At 34.7% G+C, this 22752-nt stretch carries 18 protein-coding genes; 15 read left to right on the forward strand and 3 right to left on the reverse strand.

The features are described 5' to 3' along the window. Positions 1-51: 51 nt before the first annotated feature. Positions 52-948, forward strand: coding sequence for a signal peptide peptidase SppA (sppA, locus tag LS70_RS00595; RefSeq protein WP_034287389.1), 897 nt, complete (start codon positions 52-54; stop codon positions 946-948). Next, a complete protein-coding gene (gene purU, locus LS70_RS00600; RefSeq protein ID WP_034287391.1) occupies positions 945-1775 on the forward strand; it encodes a formyltetrahydrofolate deformylase in 831 nt (276 codons plus the stop codon). The genes sppA and purU overlap by 4 nt, the downstream gene beginning before the upstream one ends. Here purU and LS70_RS00605 read toward each other — a convergent pair. After that, positions 1772-2509 carry a M48 family metallopeptidase gene (locus LS70_RS00605; protein ID WP_034287394.1) on the reverse strand — a complete coding sequence of 246 codons (738 nt, stop codon included), beginning with the start codon at positions 2507-2509 and terminating at the stop codon, positions 1772-1774. The two genes, purU and LS70_RS00605, sit on opposite strands and share 4 nt — an antisense overlap. A gap of 122 nt (positions 2510-2631) precedes the next feature. Here LS70_RS00605 and LS70_RS00610 point away from each other — a divergent pair, with 122 nt between their 5' ends. From LS70_RS00610 to LS70_RS00645, 8 genes are all read left to right on the forward strand, one after another. Beyond that, positions 2632-4053: an NAD-dependent succinate-semialdehyde dehydrogenase gene (locus LS70_RS00610; protein WP_034287396.1), complete on the forward strand. Its 1422-nt coding sequence runs from the start codon at positions 2632-2634 to the stop codon at positions 4051-4053. Between the two features lie 78 nt (positions 4054-4131). Then, positions 4132-4614 carry a YqhA family protein gene (locus tag LS70_RS00615; protein WP_034288970.1) on the forward strand — a complete coding sequence of 161 codons (483 nt, stop codon included), beginning with the start codon at positions 4132-4134 and terminating at the stop codon, positions 4612-4614. Between the two features lie 10 nt (positions 4615-4624). Then, entirely contained in the window at positions 4625-5179 is a 555-nt protein-coding gene (gene lolA / locus LS70_RS00620; RefSeq protein ID WP_052083275.1) for a LolA-like outer membrane lipoprotein chaperone, read from the forward strand. A gap of 118 nt (positions 5180-5297) precedes the next feature. Continuing rightward, positions 5298-6581 (forward strand): citrate synthase, encoded by a 1284-nt coding sequence (locus LS70_RS00625; protein WP_034287398.1) that lies wholly within the window; start codon positions 5298-5300, stop codon positions 6579-6581. A gap of 73 nt (positions 6582-6654) precedes the next feature. Then, a complete protein-coding gene (locus LS70_RS00630; RefSeq protein ID WP_034287400.1) occupies positions 6655-8007 on the forward strand; it encodes a class II 3-deoxy-7-phosphoheptulonate synthase in 1353 nt (450 codons plus the stop codon). Between the two features lie 174 nt (positions 8008-8181). After that, positions 8182-8853, forward strand: a complete 672-nt coding sequence (gene hsrA / locus LS70_RS00635) for a homeostatic response regulator transcription factor HsrA (protein WP_034287402.1) — start codon at positions 8182-8184, stop codon at positions 8851-8853. A gap of 9 nt (positions 8854-8862) precedes the next feature. Then, a complete protein-coding gene (locus tag LS70_RS00640; RefSeq protein ID WP_034287403.1) occupies positions 8863-10056 on the forward strand; it encodes a sensor histidine kinase in 1194 nt (397 codons plus the stop codon). 46 nt (positions 10057-10102) lie between these two features. After that, positions 10103-10867, forward strand: a complete 765-nt coding sequence (locus LS70_RS00645) for a hypothetical protein (RefSeq protein ID WP_034287406.1) — start codon at positions 10103-10105, stop codon at positions 10865-10867. 25 nt (positions 10868-10892) lie between these two features. Here the strand turns inward: LS70_RS00645 and LS70_RS00650 are convergent, their stop codons facing one another. Together LS70_RS00650 and fliW are read right to left on the reverse strand one after the other, a co-directional pair. Continuing rightward, complete coding sequence (locus tag LS70_RS00650; protein WP_034287408.1) at positions 10893-12929, reverse strand: ATP-dependent helicase; 2037 nt, start codon at positions 12927-12929, stop codon at positions 10893-10895. A gap of 5 nt (positions 12930-12934) precedes the next feature. Then, on the reverse strand, positions 12935-13324 hold the full coding sequence (fliW, locus tag LS70_RS00655) for a flagellar assembly protein FliW (protein WP_034287410.1): 390 nt from the start codon (positions 13322-13324) through the stop codon (positions 12935-12937). A gap of 211 nt (positions 13325-13535) precedes the next feature. On the opposite strand from fliW, the gene LS70_RS00660 reads away from it, so the two are divergent. The 5 genes from LS70_RS00660 to typA all read left to right on the forward strand — a co-directional run bounded on the left by LS70_RS00660 (position 13536) and on the right by typA (position 22746). Next, positions 13536-16193 carry a valine--tRNA ligase gene (locus tag LS70_RS00660; RefSeq protein WP_034287412.1) on the forward strand — a complete coding sequence of 886 codons (2658 nt, stop codon included), beginning with the start codon at positions 13536-13538 and terminating at the stop codon, positions 16191-16193. A 38-nt stretch (positions 16194-16231) separates the two neighbouring features. Further along, positions 16232-19723 (forward strand): DNA polymerase III subunit alpha, encoded by a 3492-nt coding sequence (gene dnaE, locus LS70_RS00665; protein ID WP_034287415.1) that lies wholly within the window; start codon positions 16232-16234, stop codon positions 19721-19723. Next, positions 19711-20076: a hypothetical protein gene (locus LS70_RS00670; protein ID WP_034287417.1), complete on the forward strand. Its 366-nt coding sequence runs from the start codon at positions 19711-19713 to the stop codon at positions 20074-20076. Before dnaE ends, LS70_RS00670 begins: the two co-directional genes overlap by 13 nt. 1 nt (position 20077) lies before the next feature. Next, complete coding sequence (locus LS70_RS00675) at positions 20078-20839, forward strand: pseudouridine synthase (protein ID WP_034287420.1); 762 nt, start codon at positions 20078-20080, stop codon at positions 20837-20839. A gap of 107 nt (positions 20840-20946) precedes the next feature. Then, positions 20947-22746 carry a translational GTPase TypA gene (gene typA / locus LS70_RS00680; RefSeq protein ID WP_034287422.1) on the forward strand — a complete coding sequence of 600 codons (1800 nt, stop codon included), beginning with the start codon at positions 20947-20949 and terminating at the stop codon, positions 22744-22746. The last annotated feature ends 6 nt before the right edge of the window (positions 22747-22752 follow it).

The raw sequence follows: 22752 nt of genomic DNA on the forward strand, positions 1-22752 counted from the left end.
TTTTGACTATGCTATAATTTCACCTTTATTTTTTCTTTGACAAGGTGTTTTGTGCGATTTGTAGATTTTTTTGTCAAACCTTTAGAATTTATTGGGAAGCATTTAAAGGCTTTAGTTTTTTTGTTGGTTTTAGTGCTGATTTTTATGCCAAAACAAGAAACAATTTTAGAAGAAGCAAATCTTGCTAGGATTGATTTATATGGGACAATTTTGCAAAGTGATACATTTTTGCAAGAGTTAGAATTGCTTGAGGAGAATCCAAAATTAAAAGGAATCTTGCTTGTGATTGATTCTCCCGGAGGAGCGATTGCCCCAAGTATTGAAATCTCTGAAGCGATTAAAAGGCTTAATGCAAAGATTCCTGTGATTGTCTATGCGCAAGGTTCTATGGCAAGTGGTAGTTATCTAGCGGGTGTTTGGGCGGATTCTATTGTGGCAAATCGTGGTGCGCTTTTGGGTTCTATTGGTGTGATTATTAATGGAGCAGATATTAGCGAACTAGCTGATAAATTAGGAATCAAGCCACAAACAATTAAAGCTGGAATCTATAAAGAAGCTGGAACGTTAATGCGCCCTTGGAATAAAGATGAAGAACAAATGCTAGAAGATTTGGTGCAAGAGCAATATTGGATGTTTGTAGAAGAAGTTGCTAATGCTAGAAAGCTAGATGTAGCACAAGAGCCAAACTTTGGGCAAGGTAGAATCCTAAGTGCTAAGGGGGCTTTAGAATTAGGGCTAGTGGATAGAGTGGGAAGCATTTATGATGCGCAAATACTGCTATTTGAAAAGGCAAATGTTTTAGAGCCAAAATGGCTAAAAAAAGAAAAAGATAAAATTGAAGTGTATTTAGAAAAAATATTTGGTGAAAAGATTGCGCTAGGGATTCAAAATGGAATCGTAAAGGGATTAGAACAATTTTCTAAAGTATTTGCAAAGGGAAGTGTATGAATATCATACTAAAAATTCAAACTCCTGATAAGAAAGGTTTGATTGCAGAAATTACGCGTGTGATTTTTGATTTTAATTTAAATATTTTAACAAACGATGAGTTTGTGGATATGGAGAATAATCTCTTCTTTATGCGTTCAGAAATGTTAGGAGAATGTGATATTGATATTTTAAAAGCAGAGATTTTAAAACTCTTGTCTAAAGAAGCTCAAGTTGAGATTTTTGAAGCAAAGCGTAGAAAAATTGTGATTTTATGCACCAAAGAAAACCACTGCTTAGGAGATTTACTCATTCGCTATGATAGTGGAGAGCTAAATGCGGATATTTTAGCAATAATTTCAAATTATGATTCTTTAAAGCCATTGTGTCAAAAGTTTGATTTGCCCTTTATATGTGTTTCTAGTGAAAATCTCACAAGAGAGGAACATGAAGAAAAAGTGTTAGAAGCATTAAGAAAATTTCCTTGTGATTATATCGTGCTTGCAAAATATATGAGAATCTTAAGTCCTAAATTTGTAGAAGAGTTTGAGGGTAAAATTATTAATATCCATCACAGCTTTTTGCCTGCATTTATCGGAGCAAACCCTTACAAACAAGCATATGAGCGCGGTGTAAAAATCATTGGTGCGACAGCGCATTTTGTCAATAACGCATTAGATGAAGGACCAATTATCTATCAAGATATTACAAAAGTTAATCACGCAATGAGTTGGAAAGATATGCAAAAAAGTGGAAGAGATGTAGAAAAAATTGTGCTTGCTAAGGCACTAAATCTAGCTTTAGAAGAGAAGATTTTTACTTACAATAATAAAACGATTGTGTTTTAGTTTTGTTTTTGTAAAATTTCTTGGATTGCTTTTATGCGTTTCGTATCACTAGGGTGTGTGGAGAAAAAATCCGAAGAGTTTTTACTGCCTTGTGCCATTTTTTGCCAAAAAGCAATTGCAGCTTGTGCATCATATCCTGCTTTTTGCATAAGTGCGATTCCAACTTCATCAGCTTCTAATTCATGGGAACGGCTAAAGGGAAGCATTACGCCAACATTGCTTCCTACATTATAAGCTTGATTAAAAAGTGAAGCATATTCTGGAATTTGTGATTGCACAACAAGCCCTAGAATACTGCCTCCAATTTGCTGGAGATTTTGCATGCTCATACGCTCTGCGCCATGGCGTAAAATTGTGTGGGCAATTTCATGGGATAAGATTACAGCTAATTCATCATCATTTGCAACCATATCCATTATGCCTGTATAAACAAATACTTTGCCGCCGGGCAAGCAAAACGCATTAATTTGTTCGCTTTGTAAAAGATAAAATTCCCATTGAAAATCTGGACGATTTGCAACATTAGCGATTTTAGTCCCTACGCGCTCTATCATTTTTGTTTGTGTTGCATTATTGCTAATTTCTGCATTACGCAGGATTTCCTTAGCACTTTGCTCACCCAAAGCCACTTCTTCTTTGCTGTTTAAAAGCATAAGTTGAGAACGGTTTGTATAATCTGTGGAAGCACAAGAATAAAAACAAAGACTAATTAAAAGAATCATCAAGTAACGCATAAATATCTCCTTAATCTGTGCATATTTTATACAAATTTTGCAAATAAATAGCAAAAATTTTAGTTTTTAAACAAAAAGTTAAAGATAAAGTTACATAATTTTCAAAAAACAAAGGGATATTTATGGATTTATTTGCACATCAAGATATTTCAAAAACACAGATTCCAGAGGCAATAGAGGTTATAAATCCTGCAACAGGAGAGATTCTAGCCTATGTAAAAAAAACAAATGCACAAGAGCTAGAAGAGAAAATTCTAAAAGCATATAAAGCACAAAAACAATGGGCAAATATTTTAGCAGAGGAGCGCAGTGATAGATTAATGCGCTTTTTTGTATTAATGCTAGAATATAAAGAAGCTTTGGCAGAAATTATGACAAAAGAGCAGGGAAAACCGCTTGCTGAATCTAGGGGAGAAATTCTTTATGCAGCATCTTTTATTAAATGGTTTGCGCAAGAAGCTAGAAAGGTTTGCGGGGATATTATGGAATCTAAAGTCAAAGACCAAAAGATTATGACGCTTAAACAACCTATTGGAGTTTGTGCTGCAATCACCCCTTGGAATTTTCCCTCTGCAATGCTTACGCGCAAAATTGCTCCTGCTCTTGCTAGTGGGTGTGCGATTCTTGTTAAATCTGCTTCGAAAACTCCCTTAAGTGCATATGCTTTAGAGTTGTTAGCTCAAAAAGCTGGAATCCCAAAAGATGTATTTATGATAGTCAATGGAGATTCTAATACAATCAGTGATGTATTTTGTGAAAGTGAAATGATTCGTAAATTAAGCTTTACGGGTTCTACTGAAGTTGGCGCGCAATTATATGCAAAGTGCGCTAAGACGGTTAAAAAGTTGAGTATGGAACTTGGGGGTAATGCACCTTTTATTGTCTTTGATGATGCGAATTTGGAAGAAGCAGTGCAAGGTATTATGGCTTCAAAGTTTCGTAATAGCGGACAAACTTGCGTCTGTGCAAATCGTATTTATGCACAAAGTGGAATCTATACGCGCTTATGTGAGATTCTACAAAAAGAAATGCAAACACTTAAAGTTGGTAATGGGTTAGAAGAAGGGGTGAATCAAGGACCATTAATCCATAAAAGTGCTGTTTTAAAAGTCAAAGAGCATATTGAAGATGCTTTAAGTAAAGGTGCGAGATTATTAAGTGGGGGTAAAGAACATAAGCTTGGTGGGACTTATTTTGAACCAACGCTAATTTGTGATGTAACACCTAGTATGCTTGTAGCAAAAGAAGAAACTTTTGGACCATTAGCACCGATTTTTAAGTTTGATACAGAAGAAGAAGCGATTGCTATGGCAAATGCGACAGAATTTGGATTGGCTGCATATTTTTTCACGCAAGATTATAAGCGACAGTGGCGTGTTGCAGAATCCTTAGAATATGGTATGGTTGGGATTAATACAGGGTTAATCTCTAATGAAGTTGCTCCATTTGGCGGGATTAAACATAGTGGGCTAGGAAGAGAAGGGTCGAAATACGGAATAGAAGAATATATGGAGTTGAAATATTTATGCCTAAGTGTGAAATAATTGTTTAAAAGATGAGTTATAATTCTGCATAATTTTGTCGCTAAGGAATCTTTTTTGAGAGTTTTGTTTGAAAAATTAATGTGGAATGCACGATTATTTATTATTCTAGCCGTGCTTTTATCTCTAGTAGGCTCTATTTTGTTATTTGTCGTAGCAAGTATAGATATTATAAAAGCAGCAAAGCAAACTTATTTATATTATGTTGGTGCATTAGGAGAAGGGGTAGATATTCATAATATTTTATTAAATTCCATTATTATGGCGATTGATTTGTATCTTATTGCTGTGGTGTTGCTAATCTTTGCTTTTGGTTTATATGAGTTGTTTATTGCAAAAATTGAAGTAAAAGATGAAAATCAATCTAAAGTGCTAGAGATTCACACGCTAGACCAACTTAAAGATAAATTGGCAAAAGTCATTGTTATGGCACTCATTGTTGCATTCTTTTCAAAAGTGCTAAATATGGGAATGAAGACAACACAAGATATGCTTTTCTTTGCAATTTCTATTTTATCGCTTGCTATTGGGTTATATTTTTTGCATAAAGATGCGAAACATTAAGGGTTTTTTAATGAAAAGTATTAAGGTTTTTTTAAAATTTTTAAAAATCGGAATCGCAGTGTCGATTTTTGGTATTGTAGTAGAAGCAAAGGATTTACAAAAAATTCAAAGCTTTAGTGCAAATTTTGAACAAAATGTGTATTCTAGCGAAGATAAAGGAAGTGTTTTAAAATATACAGGAACAATTAAGGCTTTAGCTCCTTCTAGCGTTCTTTGGAAGTATGATAATCCTATTCCAAAAGAAATTTATATCGATAATGGAGCAATGATAATTTTTGAACCGAAGTTAAAACAAGCAATTTTTGCACAACTTCAAGAAAATATGGATTTTTTAGGTCTATTAAAACAAGCAAAAAAAATAAAAGATGATTATTATGAAGCGGTGATTTTAGAGCAAAAATACACATTGGTTTCAGAAAGTGGAATCTTAAAGAAAATCTATTTTAGCGATAGTTTGGAAAATAAAGTGGAGATTATTTTTTCTAAGATTGTTGTAAATAGCAAGATTGACGAAGGAATTTTCGAATTTAACCCTAGTAGTGATATTGATATTGTTTATCATTAAAAATGTGTAAAATTGTCAAAATGCTAGAAAGTTTCCATAAAAATTTAAATATTTTTTGACTTATTTTAAAAAAGTGCGTTAAAATAGGACTCAATTCAAATTATTTAAGGAGTCAAGTATGGGAACAATTACGCTGATTAATAATGAAACAGGCGAAAAATTTGATTTTGATTTGATTGACTGCACAAGAGGACCAAAGGCAGTTGATTTTAGTAAATTATTTGAACGCACAAATATTTTTTCTTATGACCCGGGCTATGGTTCTACTGCGGGTTGTGAATCTACAATAAGCTATGTAGATGGAAAAAATGGGCGTTTGTTATATAAAGGATTGCCGATTGAAGAAGTTGTGGAGAAATACCATTTTACAGATGTTGCAAAGCTTTTAATCACTGGGGAAGCACCAAAAAATGAAACAGAATCCAAGGAATTTGATTTAGAGTTACGCCATCGTGGATTTTTACATGAAGGGTTAATCAATATTTTTAGTGCTTTTCCCGATGGAGGGCATCCAATGGCAAATTTAAGTTCTGCTGTTGCAGCACTTTCAACATTTCATTTTGACCATAATGAAATGGAAGAAGAAAATGACTATCAAATAATGGCACGTAGAATTATTGCAAAAATTACGACTTTAGTTGCATTTTCTTATCGTAATTCTATTGGAGCTCCTTTTATTTATCCTGATATTAGTAGAAGTTATGTAGAAAATTTCCTTTATATGTTGCGTGCATATCCTGGAGGAAAGTTAAAATACACTCTCAAAGGAGAGGAGGAAATTACTCCATTGGAAGTTGAAGCACTTGATAAAATCTTTATACTGCATGCTGACCATGGACAAAATGCTTCTACGACAACAGTGCGTAATGTTGCTTCAACTGGCGTGCATCCCTATGCGGCAATTTCTGCTGGTATTAATGCGCTTTGGGGTCCAGCACATGGTGGAGCAAATGAAAAGGTTTTAGTGCAACTTGCAGAAATTGGCGATGTTAAAAATGTAGATAAATTTGTCGCAAAAGCAAAAGATAAAAATGATCCTTTTAGATTAATGGGCTTTGGACACCGTGTATATAAGAGTTATGATCCTCGTGCAAGAGCAATTAAATCCTTAAAAGATGAACTTGATAAAAAAGGCATTAAAATGAATGCGTGCTTCAGTGAGATTGCAGAAAAATTAGAAGAAGTTGCTCTAAGTGATGATTATTTCAAAGAAAGAAATTTATATCCTAATGTTGATTTTTATAGTGGAATCATCTTAACAGCACTTAAGATTCCTGTGCAGTTATTTACCCCAATGTTTGTTATTGGAAGAATGCCCGGTTGGTGTGCGCAAGTAATGGAACATATTAAAAATCCTCATGCAAGAATTACGCGCCCTAGACAAGTATATTTGGGTAAATAAGGTTTGCGGTAAGAGTGATTTTATTTTTTGTGTGATAAAATGCTAGGCTTAATTTAAAGAATTAGGACATTTAATGCAGGTAAAAAACTGGAATCTCAAAAGTTGGCGTGATAAAACTGCCTTACAACAGCCTACATATAAGGATTTAGAAGCACTAAATAAGGCACAAGAGCAACTTAGCAAACTTCCTCCTTTGGTGTTTGCTGGAGAAGCAAGAACGCTAAAGGCACATTTAGCGAAGGTTTCTCGCGGAGAAGCCTTTTTGCTACAAGGTGGAGATTGCGCAGAGAGTTTTTCGGATTTTAATGCAGTAAGAATCAGAGATTTATTTAAAGTTATTCTGCAAATGGCAGTAGTTTTGACTTATGCTGGTGCTTGCCCGATTGTAAAGGTTGGGCGATTGGCAGGGCAGTTTGCAAAGCCTAGAAGTAGCGATACAGAAACGATTAATGGAATCACGTTGCCAAGTTATCGTGGCGATATTATTAATGGAATAGAATTTAATGCTGAAGCTAGAGAAGCAGACCCAAATAGAATCTTACATGCCTATCATCAATCTGCTGCAACATTAAATCTAATCCGAGCCTTTGCACAAGGTGGTTTAGCGGATTTAAATCAAGTGCAGAAATGGAATTTAGATTTCGTTAATAGCGCACAAAGTGAGCGATTTTGTGAAATGGCAGATAAGATTACACAAGCTTTAGCATTTATGGAAGCGTGTGGAATTACAGCACAAAATACACCAACATTGCATGAAACAGAGTTTTTTACTTCTCATGAAGCCTTGCTTTTAAATTATGAAGAAGCATTAACGCGTAAAGATCATTTAACTGGGGAGTGGTATGATTGTTCAGCACATATGCTTTGGATTGGAGAGCGCACGCGTAATTTAGATGGTGCGCATTTGGAATTTTTGCGTGGAGTTGGAAATCCTTTAGGGGTGAAAATTGGACCTAATGCCACAAAAGAGGATATTTTAGGAATTTGTGAGATTCTAAATCCAAACAATGAAGCAGGGCGTTTAAATTTTATTATTAGAATGGGAGCAAATGTAATTGTAGAGAAGCTTCCAAAGCTTCTGGAATCTGTAAAAAGTGAAGGTAGAGAAATTGTTTGGAGTATTGATCCAATGCATGGTAATACAACAAAAGCAAGCAGTGGCTATAAAACCCGTTCTTTTGATAATATTTTAAATGAAGTGAAAGCATTCTTTGAGATTCATAGAAGTGTTGGCACTTATGCTGGTGGTGTGCATTTAGAAATGACAGGTGAAGATGTAACAGAATGTGTGGGCGGAATGCAGGCAATTACCGAAGAAAACTTAGGCTGTAATTACAACACACAATGCGACCCGCGTTTGAATGCAAGTCAAGCTATTGAACTTTCTTTTTTAATTGCTGATGTTTTAAAACAACGCCGTATTTAGCTTGAAGGATTCCACTTATGGAATCCTTAGGTTAAAGATATTTATTTAAATTATTGCTTCAAATATTAAAAAATTCTTATTATTTTTTTAATTTTTCATAAAAATTTGTTTAAAAATAGCTAAAATTATGATATAATTCCGAAAATTTTTAAATTTATCGTAAGGATAGAAGAGATGAGAATCTTAATTATTGAAGATGAGATAAGCCTTAATAAGACTATTACAGAAGGGTTAAATGAGTTTAACTATCAAACTGATGTTGCTGAAAATCTAAAAGATGGTGAGTATTATATTAGTATTCGTAATTATGATTTGGTGCTTGCTGATTGGATGTTGCCAGATGGAAGTGGATTGGAGATTATTAATCAAGTTAAAAGCAAATCTCCGCGCACAGCAGTTGTAGTAATTTCTGCAAAAGATGATGCGCAAAGTGAAGTGGAAGCATTAAGGGCTGGGGCTGATGATTTTTTAGCAAAACCTTTTGATTTTAGCGTTTTAGTGGCTAGAATCGAAGCGCGCTTGCGTTTTGGTGGAACAAATCTCATCGAAATTGAAGATTTAGTCATTAATCCTGATGAAGAGAAAATTACTTATAAAGGACAAGAGATTGAGCTTAAAGGAAAGCCATTTGAAGTATTAACGCATCTTGCTCGCCATAGAGACCAAATTGTTTCTAAGGAACAATTATTAGACGCGATTTGGGAAGAACCAGAGCTTGTTACTCCAAATGTCATTGAAGTAGCAATCAACCAAATCCGTCAAAAAATGGACAAGCCTTTAAATATCGCTACAATTGAAACTGTAAGACGCAGAGGTTATAGATTCTGCTATCCAAAAGGTATTTAAGAGAACGCTTTGCAAAAGTGGTTCATCTACATTTTTATCGCCCTTGTGGCGGTTTTTTCTACACTTTTTTATTTTTTTGTTTATACAACAACCTATCAAAATATAGAATCCAAACTACAAGAAATTTCTAAAAAATATCCCACTGACACATCTCTAAATGGCGCAATAGTTTTAGATTCTAAAATTACAACAGCTAATTTTGAAAAACAGATTCATACAAATCGTATAGAATATATCTTGCAAATTCCTTTTAAGGATACAGGATTGCAAATCACGCAGGATATTACACAAGAAGTTAAGCTTTTAAGGTTTTTAGCATTAAGTTTAGTTGTTTTAAATTTTACGATATGGATAATGGCAGTGTTGCTTGTTTGGCAAAACAGAAGAAATGAAGATAAACTTATTAGAGAATTAATTATATTTTTAAATACTCTTAAAGTCGATGAATTAAACAAATTTGCAAATCCAAATCAGAAATTCTTAGAACAATCTTTACAGAAACCTTTGGTATTAGCATTTAAGGGATTCTTTGAGCGTGTTGAAGCATATTATCAAGCAAAAAAGCAGCTTTATAGCGGAATCGCACATGAGTTAAAAACACCCTTAGCAGTGATTAAAACAAGATGTGAAGTTACTTTGCTAAAGGCTAGGGAAAGTGAAGCGTATATTAATGCTTTAAAAGAAAATATCCAAAGTGTTAATGTGGCGCAAACAAGCATTAAAGCGTTATTTAATTTGATACAAAATAGCGATAAAACAGAATGCGCGCAACTCATCAATATACAAAGAGAATTAGAAAATCTTATAAAAGATTTCACACTTTTAAGTAAAGATAGGAAGTTTGAATACGTGCTTCAAACAGAAGGTTTAGAAATTTTAATAAAACCTGCATTATTGCGACTAATTCTTCAGAATTTTTTACAAAATGCCTTTAAATTTACTCCAAAAGATAAAGCCGTGTGTTTAAAGAGTTTTGTAAAAAATGGAATCTTAGAAATAGAAGTCTTAGATGAAGGAGAGGGAATCAAAGCAGATTCAGATATTTTTGCCCCTTTTGAAAAAGTGGGTAACCAAGAAGGAATAGGGCTTGGATTGTTTCTAGCAAAAAAAGCTGCAGAGGAACTCGGCGGAGAGATAACTTTAGAGAATCGCAAAGATAAACAAGGTGTAATTGCTGCGTTTAAACTAGAATTGAGTGCATAAATTTAGGAACAAAAATTGCTATAACATTTCTAAATAAGGAGTTGTTATGCAAAGGATTGTTTTAAGTTTATTGCTATTTTGTGGAGTTGTATTTGCTGCACCAAAAGTAGATTTTAAAAACGCTTGCGTTCCTTTAGCGCAGTTTTCCAAAGAACAAAAGGAGGTATTATTGCGTTCTTATCTTGCTGGGGAGAGCGAAGGATTTGGACTAACACTTGCAGCAATTGCATGGAAAGAGTCTTGTGCTGGAGAGTATAAAATGAATTTTCAAGACCCAAGTGCTGGGAATTTTCACGCTTATATTCCGGGTGTAATTAACCGTTATCCACAATTAAAACAAAATGGTTTTACACAAAATATGGTCGGAGCAATGCTTGTCGATGATGATGAATTTGCCGCAAAGATTGCAATTTTAGAGTTAAAATTTTGGCAAAAAGAACATCAAGGAAATTGGAAAAATATTGTAAAATCTTATAATAAAGGTTATAGCTGGAAAAAAAGCTCCACTGCAAATACACAAGCTGAAAAGTATTATCAAGAAATAGCTTGGCGCGTTAAGGAGTTGGAATCTTATTTTAAGAAAAAAGATATGCAGCGTGTAGCACTAGATCTTCCAAAAGCACAGAAAGAACACAAAGCGATAAAAGAGCAGAATCAGAATCCCCAAAAGGATTTTTATGCTTATGGTGAGGATTCTGTTGCGCATGACTTTAAGTTTTTACCGATTTATCAAATAGGAAATGAGTTCGCAGCTCCTTATGTGCCTAAAAAAACTGTGTTGAAAGATTTTGAGTTGCTGGAGATTTATTAAGTTAAATTTGGATTCTGTTTGGTAATTAAGTAAGATAGCTCCTTAAAAGTCCTGCTTCATAAAGAAAAATAGACCCTTCATAGGGAATATTTTTTAATGCGTCCTTTTTGGCATAACTCAAATATAAAACTTCTTTTGCACGTGTAACAGCGACATAAAATAACCTGCGCTCTTCTTCTAAACTTCCGCCTTGCTGCATAAGTTTTTTGTTTGGAAATCTTCCTTCCATTAAATCTACAAGATAAACTTCGCTAAATTCTAATCCTTTGCTTGCGTGAATACTTAGCAAATTAACGCCTTCGCCTTCACTCATTTCGCTTGAGCCTAGCACCATTGCATTTAAAAAGCGTCCAATATCATCATAATGTGTTGATAAATCTTTTAAAAGCGACATTTTTCTGTTGATTTTCTCTAAAGATTCCAAACGTTTTTCTTCTAAAATAACACCTTCTTTTGTGATGGAGCGTTCCTTTGCGAGTTTTTGAGCAACGATTTGAAAAATTGGCAAAGTTTGGATTTTTGTAATTAAATAATAAGGCTTGTCATAAGGATTAAAGAATTTAAAAAAGCAATACAGAGCATTTAAAAATTCAGCACCATCTTTGGTAAGTTTTGGGTGGCTTAAAATGGCATTGTTTTTAAATCCTTCTTCTAAGGGTAGAGCGTGAAATTGTGCGGTATTGCTAAATTCTATAAAATCATCAAAAAGCCCTAATTGTGTGTTTCGTATGCCTTTTTTATAAGGTTCTTTTATGCTTTTGTCGGGATATAAAATCCCTTGTGCTAAGTTCCCTTTCCCCAAAAGCAGTAAGGCTTCATAAATATCTTTTGCGACTGCATTTCCGATTCCTTTTGTGTGGCTTAATATGTGAATAAAAGCCATCATATCTTTAGGATTAAAGAGTAAAGTGCAAAGATTTAACATATAAACCACTTCTTTGGAATCAAAAAAACTTACACCACCTTTGCGCTTAGTCGGAATCCCAATCTCACGCAAACTTGCTTCAATGCCATCAGCACTAGAATTATTGCGAAAAATCACCGCAATTTCTTGATAAGGGCGATTTGAAAGTTTGATTTTGTTTGCGATTCCGGCGTATTGTAAAAACAACTCTTCATAGACAAGAAGTGCAGGGTTTCCAAAATTTTGTGTTTTAATAACTTCAAGTTTTTTAGGGTAAATGCGCGGATTTTTTTCAATTACACGATTTGCAAGGTTTAAAATTGGTTCTGTGGAGCGATAGTTTTTGGTTAAACTATAAATTTTCCCTTCAGGATAGCGTTCTTTAAAACTGCCTATAATACTAATATCTGCTCCATTAAACGCGTAAATGCTTTGGTCATAATCGCCTACACAAAAAATAGAAGGTGGGTTAAGGGCTTGCAAAATGGAATCTTGCAAAGGATTTGTATCTTGATATTCATCGACTAAAACTTCTTTAAAAGGCGATTGTGTTTGTTTTAGCAAATTTGCCTTGTAATTTAAAAGTAAATCATTATAATCGACATAATGGTATTCTTCTTTTAAAGCTTTAAATTCTTCCCAAATATCTAAATAAATCTCTGCATATTCAAGTTGTTGAGGGTTTTTGCGCTCCAACCAACCTGTAAAATCTTCTGAAGTTGTTGCATTAAAATAGAGAGAAAATAAATCATAAAGGTAATTTGCTCCATAGGGAGTAATTTCTGAATGGTTTAAAAAAACACGTCTATCATAAAGACTTTTAAACAAAACCTTAAGCTCTCTAGGTTGCTTTAAAATAATAGAATCTTTAGCCTTTAGATACCGATAAGCTACTGCGTGGAAAGTACCCGCTTCAATTTCTTTGATAATTTTTGTATCAAACTTAGTGTTTAAACGTGATAACATTTCTGCAGCAGCTTTGTTTGTGAATGTTAAGAGTAAAATCTCATGGGGCGAGATTCCATTTTGTAGTAAAAAAGAGATTCTCCCAACAATCGTAGAAGTCTTGCCAGTTCCTGCAGAAGCGATGATTAGATTATGCCCACTTGGAGCTTGACAAGCTTCTTTTTGTTGGGAGTTAAGATTGGATAAGGGCAATCAAGCTATGCTTTAATATAATTTTTAATAGATTCTGCAACACCAAAATTTGGATAATCTTTGATATTTAACACAACTTGGGCAAGTGTATTGTTATCGCAATTTAAAATAATAGGTGCTAAAAAATTAATGCGCACTTCTGCTTCTTTTTCGCGCACAAATACACAGAATACTTTTACATTAGAATTTGATTTCATATCAAGCAATGTTTGGATTGCTGTTGGCACTTCAAAAGAATACTCACGCACTTTGTAAGGGTTAATTAGTAATAACTCCGTGCTTCCTTCCATTGATAAAAATGCTAATGCGCCATCATCTACTTCAGCAAAACTCACTTCATTGACATTTTCAAATCCTAAAATTGGGGACTTTACTTGAAACTTTTCACTTTTCATAACACGCTCCTTTTGTCTTTTGGTATGATTGAATTTTACCATAAAGTTTCTACTTTAACACCTATTCTTAATAAACTTCCTTGTGAAAAATAGATTTTAAAGAATTATGATTTTTTGGTAGAATTCTGAAATTAAAATTCATACTTAGCAAACTAGCAAAAACTATTCCAATTTTAAAATTTGCACCCAATTTGCTATTTAAAGGGCTTTTATGCGTGAGATAACTCAAGAACAAAAAACAGTTAATACTTATAATCCAAAAGTAATTGAAGAAAGCTATTATAATTTTTGTGAAAACGCAGGATATTTTGAAGTTAATGGCAATCAAAAGATTCAAAAAGAAGGTAAAAACTTTTGTATTATGCTTCCCCCACCAAATGTAACAGGAAGCTTACATATTGGACATGCATTAAACCATACATTGATTGATGTTATCACACGCTTTAAAAGAATGGACGGATATAAGACACTTTGGCAACCCGGACTTGACCATGCGGGAATCGCAACGCAAAATGTCGTAGAGAAGCAACTCTTAGCACAAGGTATCAAAAAAGAAGAGATAGGACGCGAAGCTTTTGTGCAAAAAGTGTGGGAATGGAAAGAAAAAAGCGGGGGAATGATTCTTAATCAAATGCGCAAACTTGGTAGCTCACCTGCTTGGAGTAGGACGCGCTTTACAATGGATGAAGGCTTGCAAAATGCCGTCAAAGAAGCCTTTGTAAAACTCTATGATGAGGGTTTAATTATACAAGGAGAATATTTAGTTAATTGGTGCACACACGATGGCGCATTATCAGATATTGAAGTAGAATACAAAGAAAATAATGGCAAACTTTATTACTTACGCTACTTTTTAAAGGATTCCAAAGATTATATCATTGTGGCAACTACGCGTCCAGAAACTTACTTCGGCGATACTGCTGTAATGGTAAATCCCGAAGATTCGCGCTTTAAACACCTTGTGGGTAAAAATGTTGTGTTGCCACTTTTAGAGCGCGAGATTCCAATTATTGCTGATTCTCATGTAGATATGGAGTTTGGGACAGGAGCGGTTAAAGTAACACCAGCACACGATACTAACGACTATGAAGTGGGCAAGCGGCACAATTTAGAACAGATTGTAATTTTTGATAAACATGGAATCTTAAATGCAAATGCAGGAGAATTTTGCGGATTAGAGAGATTAGAAGCGCGTGCTAAAATCATAGAAAAATTAGAATCGCTAGGCTTTGTGGAAAAAATTGAGGATTACAAAAACCAAGTAGGGCATTGCTATCGTTGTGGTAATGTCGTAGAACCTTATATTTCTAAGCAGTGGTTTTTGAAAAAAGAAGTTGCACAAAAAGCGATTGAAAAAATCAATGCAAATGCAAGTAATTTCTTCCCGACACAATGGAAAAATAATTATAATGCGTGGATGAGAGAATTACGCGATTGGTGTATTTCACGCCAGCTTTGGTGGGGACATCAGATTCCAGTGTATTATTGTGAGACTTGCGGAGGGCAGTTTGCAAGTGTGGAATCCCCAAAAGCTTGCCAAAAATGTGGAAGTAGCGCAATCACACAAGACCCAGATGTATTAGATACTTGGTTTAGCTCTGCGCTTTGGCCCTTTTCAACGCTTGGATTCCTAAATGGCAAATGGGGTGAAGGGGAAACTTGGCAAACTAGCGATATGAAGGAGTTTTATCCAAATTCCTTGCTCATTACAGGCTTTGATATTTTATTTTTTTGGGTCGCTAGAATGTTGATGATGGGCGAACATTTCTTAGGAGAGCTTCCTTATCCAGATATTTATTTGCATGCACTTGTTAGAGATGAATTTGGTAACAAAATGAGCAAATCTAAAGGCAATGTGATTGACCCGCTAGAAAAAATTGAAGAATATAGTGCAGATGTTTTGCGCTTTACTTTGGCGATTCTTTGTGCGCAAGGACGTGATGTAAAACTTGCTCCAAAGCAGCTTGAAGTGTCTAAAAACTTCACAAATAAGCTTTATAATGCGACAAATTTTTTATTGCTTAATGCTGAAAAATTCCCAAATTTAGAAGACTTAGGAAAGCCAAAAACTGCTCTTGGAAAGTATTTTGCAGAGCTTTTAAGTCAAACGATTTTAGAAGTGCGTGAGCATTTGGAATCTTATCGCTTCAATGATGGAGCAAATACACTTTATCGCTTTTTATGGGGAGAATTTTGCGATTGGGGGATTGAACTTAGCAAAGCAGATAAAGATTCTATTGTTGAGCTTGGCGCAATATTTAAGGAATCCTTGCTGTTATTGCACCCTTATATGCCTTTTATTAGTGATTATTTATGGCACAGATTAGATGGCACAGCTTTAGAAGAAAGTGGTTCTGTTATGGTGCGTCCTTATCCAAATTTTAGCTATGCAAATGCAGAAAATTTTGCGACTTTTGGATTGATTGTAGATTCCATTGTGGCTTTGCGCCGCGCAAAAGCGACAATTGATTTGGCAAACCAAAAAATTGCTAAGGCTTATGTAAATGTCAAGATTCCACAATCAATGCAAAATTTATTTACTAGCTATGTGTGTAAGCTTGCAAAAGTGGAATCTTTGGAGATTGTTAGCCAAAAAGTTCCAAATTGTATTGTAGATATTACAGAAAAACTAGAAGTGTATTTGCCAATTGCTGATATTGATTTATCATCTATTATTGCGCGCTTAGAGAAGCAAGCTCAAAAGACACAAAAAGAAATTGACAAGCTAGAAAATATGTTAAAGAACGAAAAGTTTGTCGCAAATGCACCTAAAGAAGTGCTTGAAAGTAATAAAAATGCGTTAATAGAACAAGAGCAAAAACTCTTAAAAATTAATCAAGAGTTAAAAGTCTTGCGCGGAGAATCTTAAGAGAAGTTAGAAGTTTTGAAAATTTTGAAAGGTTTATAATGAGTCAAACACCTAAATTTACACATTTGCATTTACATACAGAATATTCTTTGCTTGATGGGCTAAATAAAATTAAAGTTTTGGCAAAAAAGATTAAAGAATATGGCATGGATAGTGTGGCAGTAACTGACCATGGCAATATGTTTGGTGCGATTGAGTTTTATAAAGCAATGAAAGCAGAAGGGATTAAACCCATTTTAGGAATGGAGGCATATTTGCATAATGCAGAAGAAATTAGCGATAAGAATAATCAACGCTTTCATTTGTGCTTATATGCAAAGAATTTAGAAGGTTATAAAAACTTAATGTATCTAAGCTCGCAAGCTTGTCTTTATGGATTCCATATGAAACCACGCATTAGTAAAAAAATGCTAAGAGAGCATAGCGAAGGGCTAATTTGTAGTAGCGCGTGTTTAAATGGTGAAGTGCAATGGCATTTGAATCTTAAAAAAGATGATAATAAAGGACGCAAAGGTTATGAGAGAGCAAAAGAAGTCGCACTAGAATATAAAGAAATTTTTGGTGAAGATTTTTATTTAGAGCTTATGCGTCATGGGATTGAAGAGCAGCAGTTTATTGATAATCAACTCTTAAAACTATCACAAGAAACGGGAATTAAAATTATTGCAACTAATGATACGCATTACACGAAGCAAAGCGATTCTTCTGCGCAAGAAGTTGCATTTTGTATTGGTTTTGGCAAGGAATTTAACGACCAGAATCGTATGCGCCATACAGTGCAGGAATTTTATATTAAAACTCCCACACAAATGGCGGAACTTTATGCAGATTTGCCAGAAGCATTGGCAAATACACAAGAGATTGCAGATAAATGTAATTTAGAATTGCATTTAGGAAACCCAACACCACCTAGCTTTAAATTTACGCAAGAATATGCAAAGACTGAAGGGCTAGATTTTACACAAGATAGTGAGTATTTTGCATACAAATGTAGAGAAGGCTTAGAGAAACGTCTTGTAAGGATTCCAAAAGAAGAGCATACAAAATACAAAGAACGTTTAGAGAGAGAAATAGAAATTATTAACTCTATGAAATTTCCGGGCTATATGCTCATTGTTTGGGATTTTGTGCGCGCAGCAAAAGAGCGTGGAATCCCTGTTGGTCCCGGTCGTGGAAGTGCTGCTGGAAGTTTGGTTGCTTTTTGTTTAGAAATTACAAATATTGACCCTTTAAAATATGATTTACTCTTTGAGCGATTCTTAAATCCAGAGCGCGTAAGTATGCCTGATATTGATATGGACTTTTGTCAAAGTAGGCGCGGGGAAATTTTAGATTATGTAACAGACAAGTATGGGCGGCATAATGTTGCGCAAGTTATTACGTTTGGTATGATGAAAGCAAAAGCGGTAATTAGAGATGTTGCGCGTGTAATGGGTATGCCTTATAATGATGCGGATAATTTTGCAAAACTAATTCCCAAAGAATTAGAAATTACATTAGAAGATGCCTATAATAAAGAACCAAAGATTGCAGAGCTTATTGCAAGTAATCCTTTAGCTAAAAAAGTTTGGGAATTTGCATTAATTTTAGAAGGAACAAAGCGGAATCCCGGGACACATGCTGCTGCTGTTGTGATTGATTCGACACAAGAATTATGGCACAAAGCTCCCCTTTATCGCTCTCAACGTGATGGAATCATTGCAACACAATATTCGATGAAATATCTTGAAGATGTGGATTTGATTAAGTTTGACTTTTTGGGTTTAAAAACACTCACTGTTGTTGATGATGCGTTAAATTTGATTGAAAAACGTTGTGGTAAAAGAATTGATTTTTTAAGTATTGATGTCAATGACAAAAAAGTCTATGAAACTTTGCAAAGTGGAAATACATTAGGTGTTTTTCAAATAGAATCTAGTATGTTTCAAGGGATTAACAAAAGAATGCGTCCAAGCACCTTTGAAGATATTATTGCAACTATTGCGTTAGGGCGTCCGGGTCCTTTGGAATCTGGAATGGTTGATGATTTTATTAATAGAAAACATGGAAAAGAACCTATTGTGTATATGTTTGCAGAATTAGAGCCTATTTTGCGCCCCACTTACGGAACGATTGTTTATCAAGAACAAGTGATGCAAATTGTGCAAAGAATCGGTGGATTTTCTTTAGGCGGGGCAGATTTAATCCGCCGTGCAATGGGTAAAAAAGATGCGCAAATTATGGCGGATAATAAAAGTAAGTTTGCTGATGGAGCAGTTGCGCAGGGCTTTGATAGAAAAAAGGCAGAAGAACTTTGGGAATTGATTGTAAAATTTGCTGGATATGGATTTAACAAATCACATTCAGCGGCTTATGCAATGCTTACTTTTGAAACAGCGTATTTAAAGACGTATTATCCAAGAGAGTTTATGGCAGCATTGCTAACTTCAGAAAAAAACGATACAGATAAGATTGTAGAATATATTGAAGAAGTTAATCAAATGGGGATTAAAGTGCTTCCGCCAAATCTTCAAAAATCAGAATTAGAATTTAGTGTTGCTGAAGTTAATGGAGAGTCTTGCATTCTTTTTGGTCTTGGGGCAATTAAGGGTGCTGGAGAAGCAGCGATTAATATTATCTTAGAAGAGCGCAAACAAAATGGCGCATTTAAGAGTTTAGAAGACTTCTTAAAACGCATTAATCCCACTAAAGTCAATAAAAAAGCATTAGAATCTTTTATAAAAAGTGGTGCGCTTGATGGAATGGGCTATACGCGTAAATCTTTGTTGGAACAAGTTGAGGATTTAACAGAAGCAGCGAAAAATTCTCAAAACGCACAAAAAGAAGCCATGGGGTCATTATTTGGCGAAGATGAAGAGATGACGCGCGTGCAACTAGATTTGCAAGATTTAGGGGAATATAGTCAAAAAGAGATTTTAGAATTTGAAAAAGAAAGTTTAGGATTCTATGCTTCTGGACACCCATTAGATGCGTATAAAGAATCTTTTAAAGAGATTAATTACACACCTAGCAATCAAATTGAAAATTTATCAGAAAATAGTAAGATTCTAATTTTGGGACGTATTGAAGATGTGATTGTAAAATTTTCAAAAGCAGGAAAACGTTATGGAATGCTTAAGATTCAAGATTTGCATGGAAGTGTGGAGTTTGCAATTTTTGAGCAAATGCTGATTCAAATTGAAGCATTAGATAAAGAGACTCCAATCGCTATAAAATGCCAAGTGCAAGAACAAAATGAGACAAAGAAGCTTAAGGCAGAGAAGATTTTAACTCTAAAAGAAGCCAAAAAAGAAACGATAAATTTTGCGATTGAAAAAGCTGATATTAGCGACCCTTTGCTTGTGTTATTAGATTCTAATACACAAAGCCAAAGTTTGCAAAAGCTTAGAGAATACGCATTGATTCACTCTGGAAAGCGCGAGCTTAGGATTTTATTTAGGACGCAAACACAAGAACTAGAAATGGTAAGTGGATTTAGGGTGCATAGTGAGATTAAAACTGCATTAAGTGAGCTGCAATGGAGAAATTAGCTTTGTTTGATATAGGGGCAAAGTTTGCAGATGGGATTGATTCTTTATGTAAGAAATGCGGAGAGTTAAAGAGTGTTTGTGTTTGCTCTAAAGTAGGGGAAGTCAAAGAGCGTAATAGTTATTTTTTAGGAATCAATGAAGAAAAGGCAAAGGGAAAAGATATTACACGTTGTGGAATCTTTTTTGAAGAAAAAGAAGCAATGCAAGAGATTCTAAAAACAGCGAAGAAAAAGTTTTCTTGTGGGGGAAGTTTAGAGCAAGAGAATAATGGTTTTTGGTTGATTTTGCAAGGACGCCATAAAGAAGTGTTAAAAATGTTTTTAAAAACACAAAAATTCCAATTTAAGAAGTAAAATGCGCCTTAATCAATTTATAGCACACCATTCAAAATACTCAAGAAGAGAAGCAGATAAGCTAATTAAAGAAGGTAGGATTACAATCAACAAAGAAGTTGTGCTTGATTTTTCTTATCAAGTTGATAAAAATACAAAAGTTTATCTCAATGGAAAACTTTTAAGAAAGCAAGAAGGATATACGGTAATTGTCTATAATAAACCAAAAGGTGAGATTGTTAGTAAGCATGATGATAGAGGACGTAAAGTGATTTATGATTCTTTACCTAAACGATTTTCACATTTTAAGCCTGTTGGAAGATTAGATTTTGCAAGTGAAGGTCTTTTGCTGCTTAGTGATAATGTTAAAGTTGTGCGTGCATTAATGGAAAGTGCGTTAGAGCGTGTTTATTTGCTTAAGCTTTCTGGTTTTATTAAAGAAAGTGTTTTTGATGCAATGGAAAGTGGAATCACACTAAAAGATGCAAGTGCTGGGGGGCATAATAAGAGCAAGATTAAAGCAATGCAGTTTGCGCCCTTTGTGGGATATACTTGTATCAAAAATACAGAAAAATATTCAAAAATCAAAGTTATTATTAAAGAAGGAAAAAATCGAGAGCTTAGAAGGTTTTTTGCACACTTTGGGCTTGAAGTTTTAGACCTTAAGCGTATTGCTTATGGGTTTGTGCAACTCAATAATCTACCCATGCAAAAAGTGCGCTTTTTAGAGCGCGGAGAATACAATAAATTGCACGCATTTTTAGAAAAAGATTATATAGAGTAAATATTGTAATTTTAGGTGTAATATTAGCGTAATAAAAATGCAAGTTTTTAAGTTTGATTTAGATAGAATCCACGCTATTGTTTTTATTTTTATCGTTAAGGAAATGTATGCAAGAAATTAGAAATATTGCGGTTATTGCGCATGTTGATCATGGAAAAACAACGCTTGTTGATGGCTTGCTTAGACAATCAGGAACATTTGCAAGCCATGAACAAGTTGATGAACGTGTGATGGATAGCAATGATATTGAAAAAGAACGAGGAATTACGATTCTATCCAAAAATACAGCGATTAATTACAAAGGGACGAAGATTAATATTATTGACACTCCCGGACACGCTGATTTTGGCGGAGAAGTAGAGCGCGTGCTAAAAATGGTTGATGGCGTATTATTGCTTGTAGATGCACAAGAAGGCGTCATGCCACAAACAAAATTTGTCGTCAAAAAAGCACTTGGTTTTGGAATCTGTCCTATTGTGGTGGTTAATAAAATTGACAAGCCTGCTGCCCAACCTGACCGCGTGATTGATGAAGTTTTTGATTTATTTTCTGCAATGGGAGCAAATGAAGAACAATTAGATTTTCCTATTGTTTATGCTGCTGCGCGTGATGGCTATGCGATTAAAGAATTAGATGATGAGAAAAAGAATCTTGAACCACTTTTTGATGCGATTTTAGAGCATGTTCCGCTACCTAGTGGAAATAAGGATAATCCTCTACAAGTGCAGATTTTTACATTAGATTATGATAATTATGTAGGAAAAATTGGAATCGCTAGAATCTTTAATGGTAAGATTAGAAAGGGTGAAAATGTAATGCTTGCTAAAAGTAATGGCGAGAAAGTTACAGGAAAAATCACCAAACTTATCGGATTTTATGGGCTGGCAAGAACGGAAATTGATGAAGCACAAGCAGGAGATATTGTCGCTCTAGCAGGATTCCATTCTATTAATGTTGGAGATTCTATTGTAGATCCTAACAATCCGATTCCACTTGACCCTATGCACTTAGAAGAACCTACAATGAGTGTAAATTTTGCGGTAAATGATTCTCCATTTGCGGGACTAGAAGGTAAGCATGTAACTGCAAACAAGCTTAAAGAGCGATTAGAGAAAGAAATGCAAACAAACATTGCAATGAAAGTCGAAGAGCTTGGCGAAGGGAAGTTTAAAGTAAGCGGTAGAGGAGAGTTGCAAATTACGATTCTGGCAGAAAATTTACGCCGTGAGGATTATGAGTTTAGTATTTCTCGTCCTGAAGTGATTGTTAAAGAAATTGATGGGCAAAAATGCGAACCTTTTGAATCGCTAGTTGTGGATACGCCACAAGATTATTCTGGAAGCGTGATTGAAAAGCTAGGGCGCAGAAAAGCAGAGTTAAAAGCGATGAATCCTATGGGTGAAGGTTATACAAGATTGGAATTTGAGATTCCAGCGCGTGGGCTTATTGGCTATCGTAGTGAGTTTTTGACCGATACAAAAGGTGAAGGCGTAATGAACAATAGCTTTTTAGAGTTTCGCCCTTTTAGCGGAAGTGTAGAAACAAGAAGCAATGGTGCATTAATTTCAATGGAGAATGGAGAAACAACACCTTTTTCATTAGGAAATATCCAAGAAAGAGGGGTTTTGTTTATTTCACCGCAAACAAAGGTGTATGTAGGAATGATAATTGGTGAGCATAGTAGAGAAAATGATTTGGATGTAAATCCTGTTAAAGCAAAGCATTTAACAAATATGCGTGCAAGCGGAAGTGATGATGCAATCAAGCTAACTCCTCCGCGTGATTTGAACTTAGAGCGCGCATTGGAGTGGATTGAAGAAGATGAAATCTTAGAAGTTACTCCAAAAAATATTAGAATCCGCAAAAAGGTGCTTGACCCAACACAAAGAAAAAGAAAAAGCAAATAAAAGGAG

The sequence above is a fragment of the Helicobacter sp. MIT 11-5569 genome (assembly GCF_000765695.2).
Lineage (GTDB): Bacteria > Campylobacterota > Campylobacteria > Campylobacterales > Helicobacteraceae > Helicobacter_D.

Excerpts from the sequence above, each read along its gene's own strand:
- purU (WP_034287391.1), top strand. The coding sequence starts at position 945 with ATGAATATCATACTAAAAATTCAAACTCCTGATAAGAAAGGTTTGATT.
- LS70_RS00605 (WP_034287394.1), bottom strand. The coding sequence starts at position 2,509 with ATGCGTTACTTGATGATTCTTTTAATTAGTCTTTGTTTTTATTCTTGT.
- LS70_RS00610 (WP_034287396.1), top strand. The coding sequence starts at position 2,632 with ATGGATTTATTTGCACATCAAGATATTTCAAAAACACAGATTCCAGAG.
- LS70_RS00615 (WP_034288970.1), top strand. The coding sequence starts at position 4,132 with ATGTGGAATGCACGATTATTTATTATTCTAGCCGTGCTTTTATCTCTA.
- lolA (WP_052083275.1), top strand. The coding sequence starts at position 4,625 with ATGAAAAGTATTAAGGTTTTTTTAAAATTTTTAAAAATCGGAATCGCA.
- LS70_RS00625 (WP_034287398.1), top strand. The coding sequence starts at position 5,298 with ATGGGAACAATTACGCTGATTAATAATGAAACAGGCGAAAAATTTGAT.
- LS70_RS00630 (WP_034287400.1), top strand. The coding sequence starts at position 6,655 with ATGCAGGTAAAAAACTGGAATCTCAAAAGTTGGCGTGATAAAACTGCC.
- hsrA (WP_034287402.1), top strand. The coding sequence starts at position 8,182 with ATGAGAATCTTAATTATTGAAGATGAGATAAGCCTTAATAAGACTATT.
- LS70_RS00645 (WP_034287406.1), top strand. The coding sequence starts at position 10,103 with ATGCAAAGGATTGTTTTAAGTTTATTGCTATTTTGTGGAGTTGTATTT.
- fliW (WP_034287410.1), bottom strand. The coding sequence starts at position 13,324 with ATGAAAAGTGAAAAGTTTCAAGTAAAGTCCCCAATTTTAGGATTTGAA.
- LS70_RS00660 (WP_034287412.1), top strand. The coding sequence starts at position 13,536 with ATGCGTGAGATAACTCAAGAACAAAAAACAGTTAATACTTATAATCCA.
- dnaE (WP_034287415.1), top strand. The coding sequence starts at position 16,232 with ATGAGTCAAACACCTAAATTTACACATTTGCATTTACATACAGAATAT.
- LS70_RS00670 (WP_034287417.1), top strand. The coding sequence starts at position 19,711 with ATGGAGAAATTAGCTTTGTTTGATATAGGGGCAAAGTTTGCAGATGGG.
- LS70_RS00675 (WP_034287420.1), top strand. The coding sequence starts at position 20,078 with ATGCGCCTTAATCAATTTATAGCACACCATTCAAAATACTCAAGAAGA.
- typA (WP_034287422.1), top strand. The coding sequence starts at position 20,947 with ATGCAAGAAATTAGAAATATTGCGGTTATTGCGCATGTTGATCATGGA.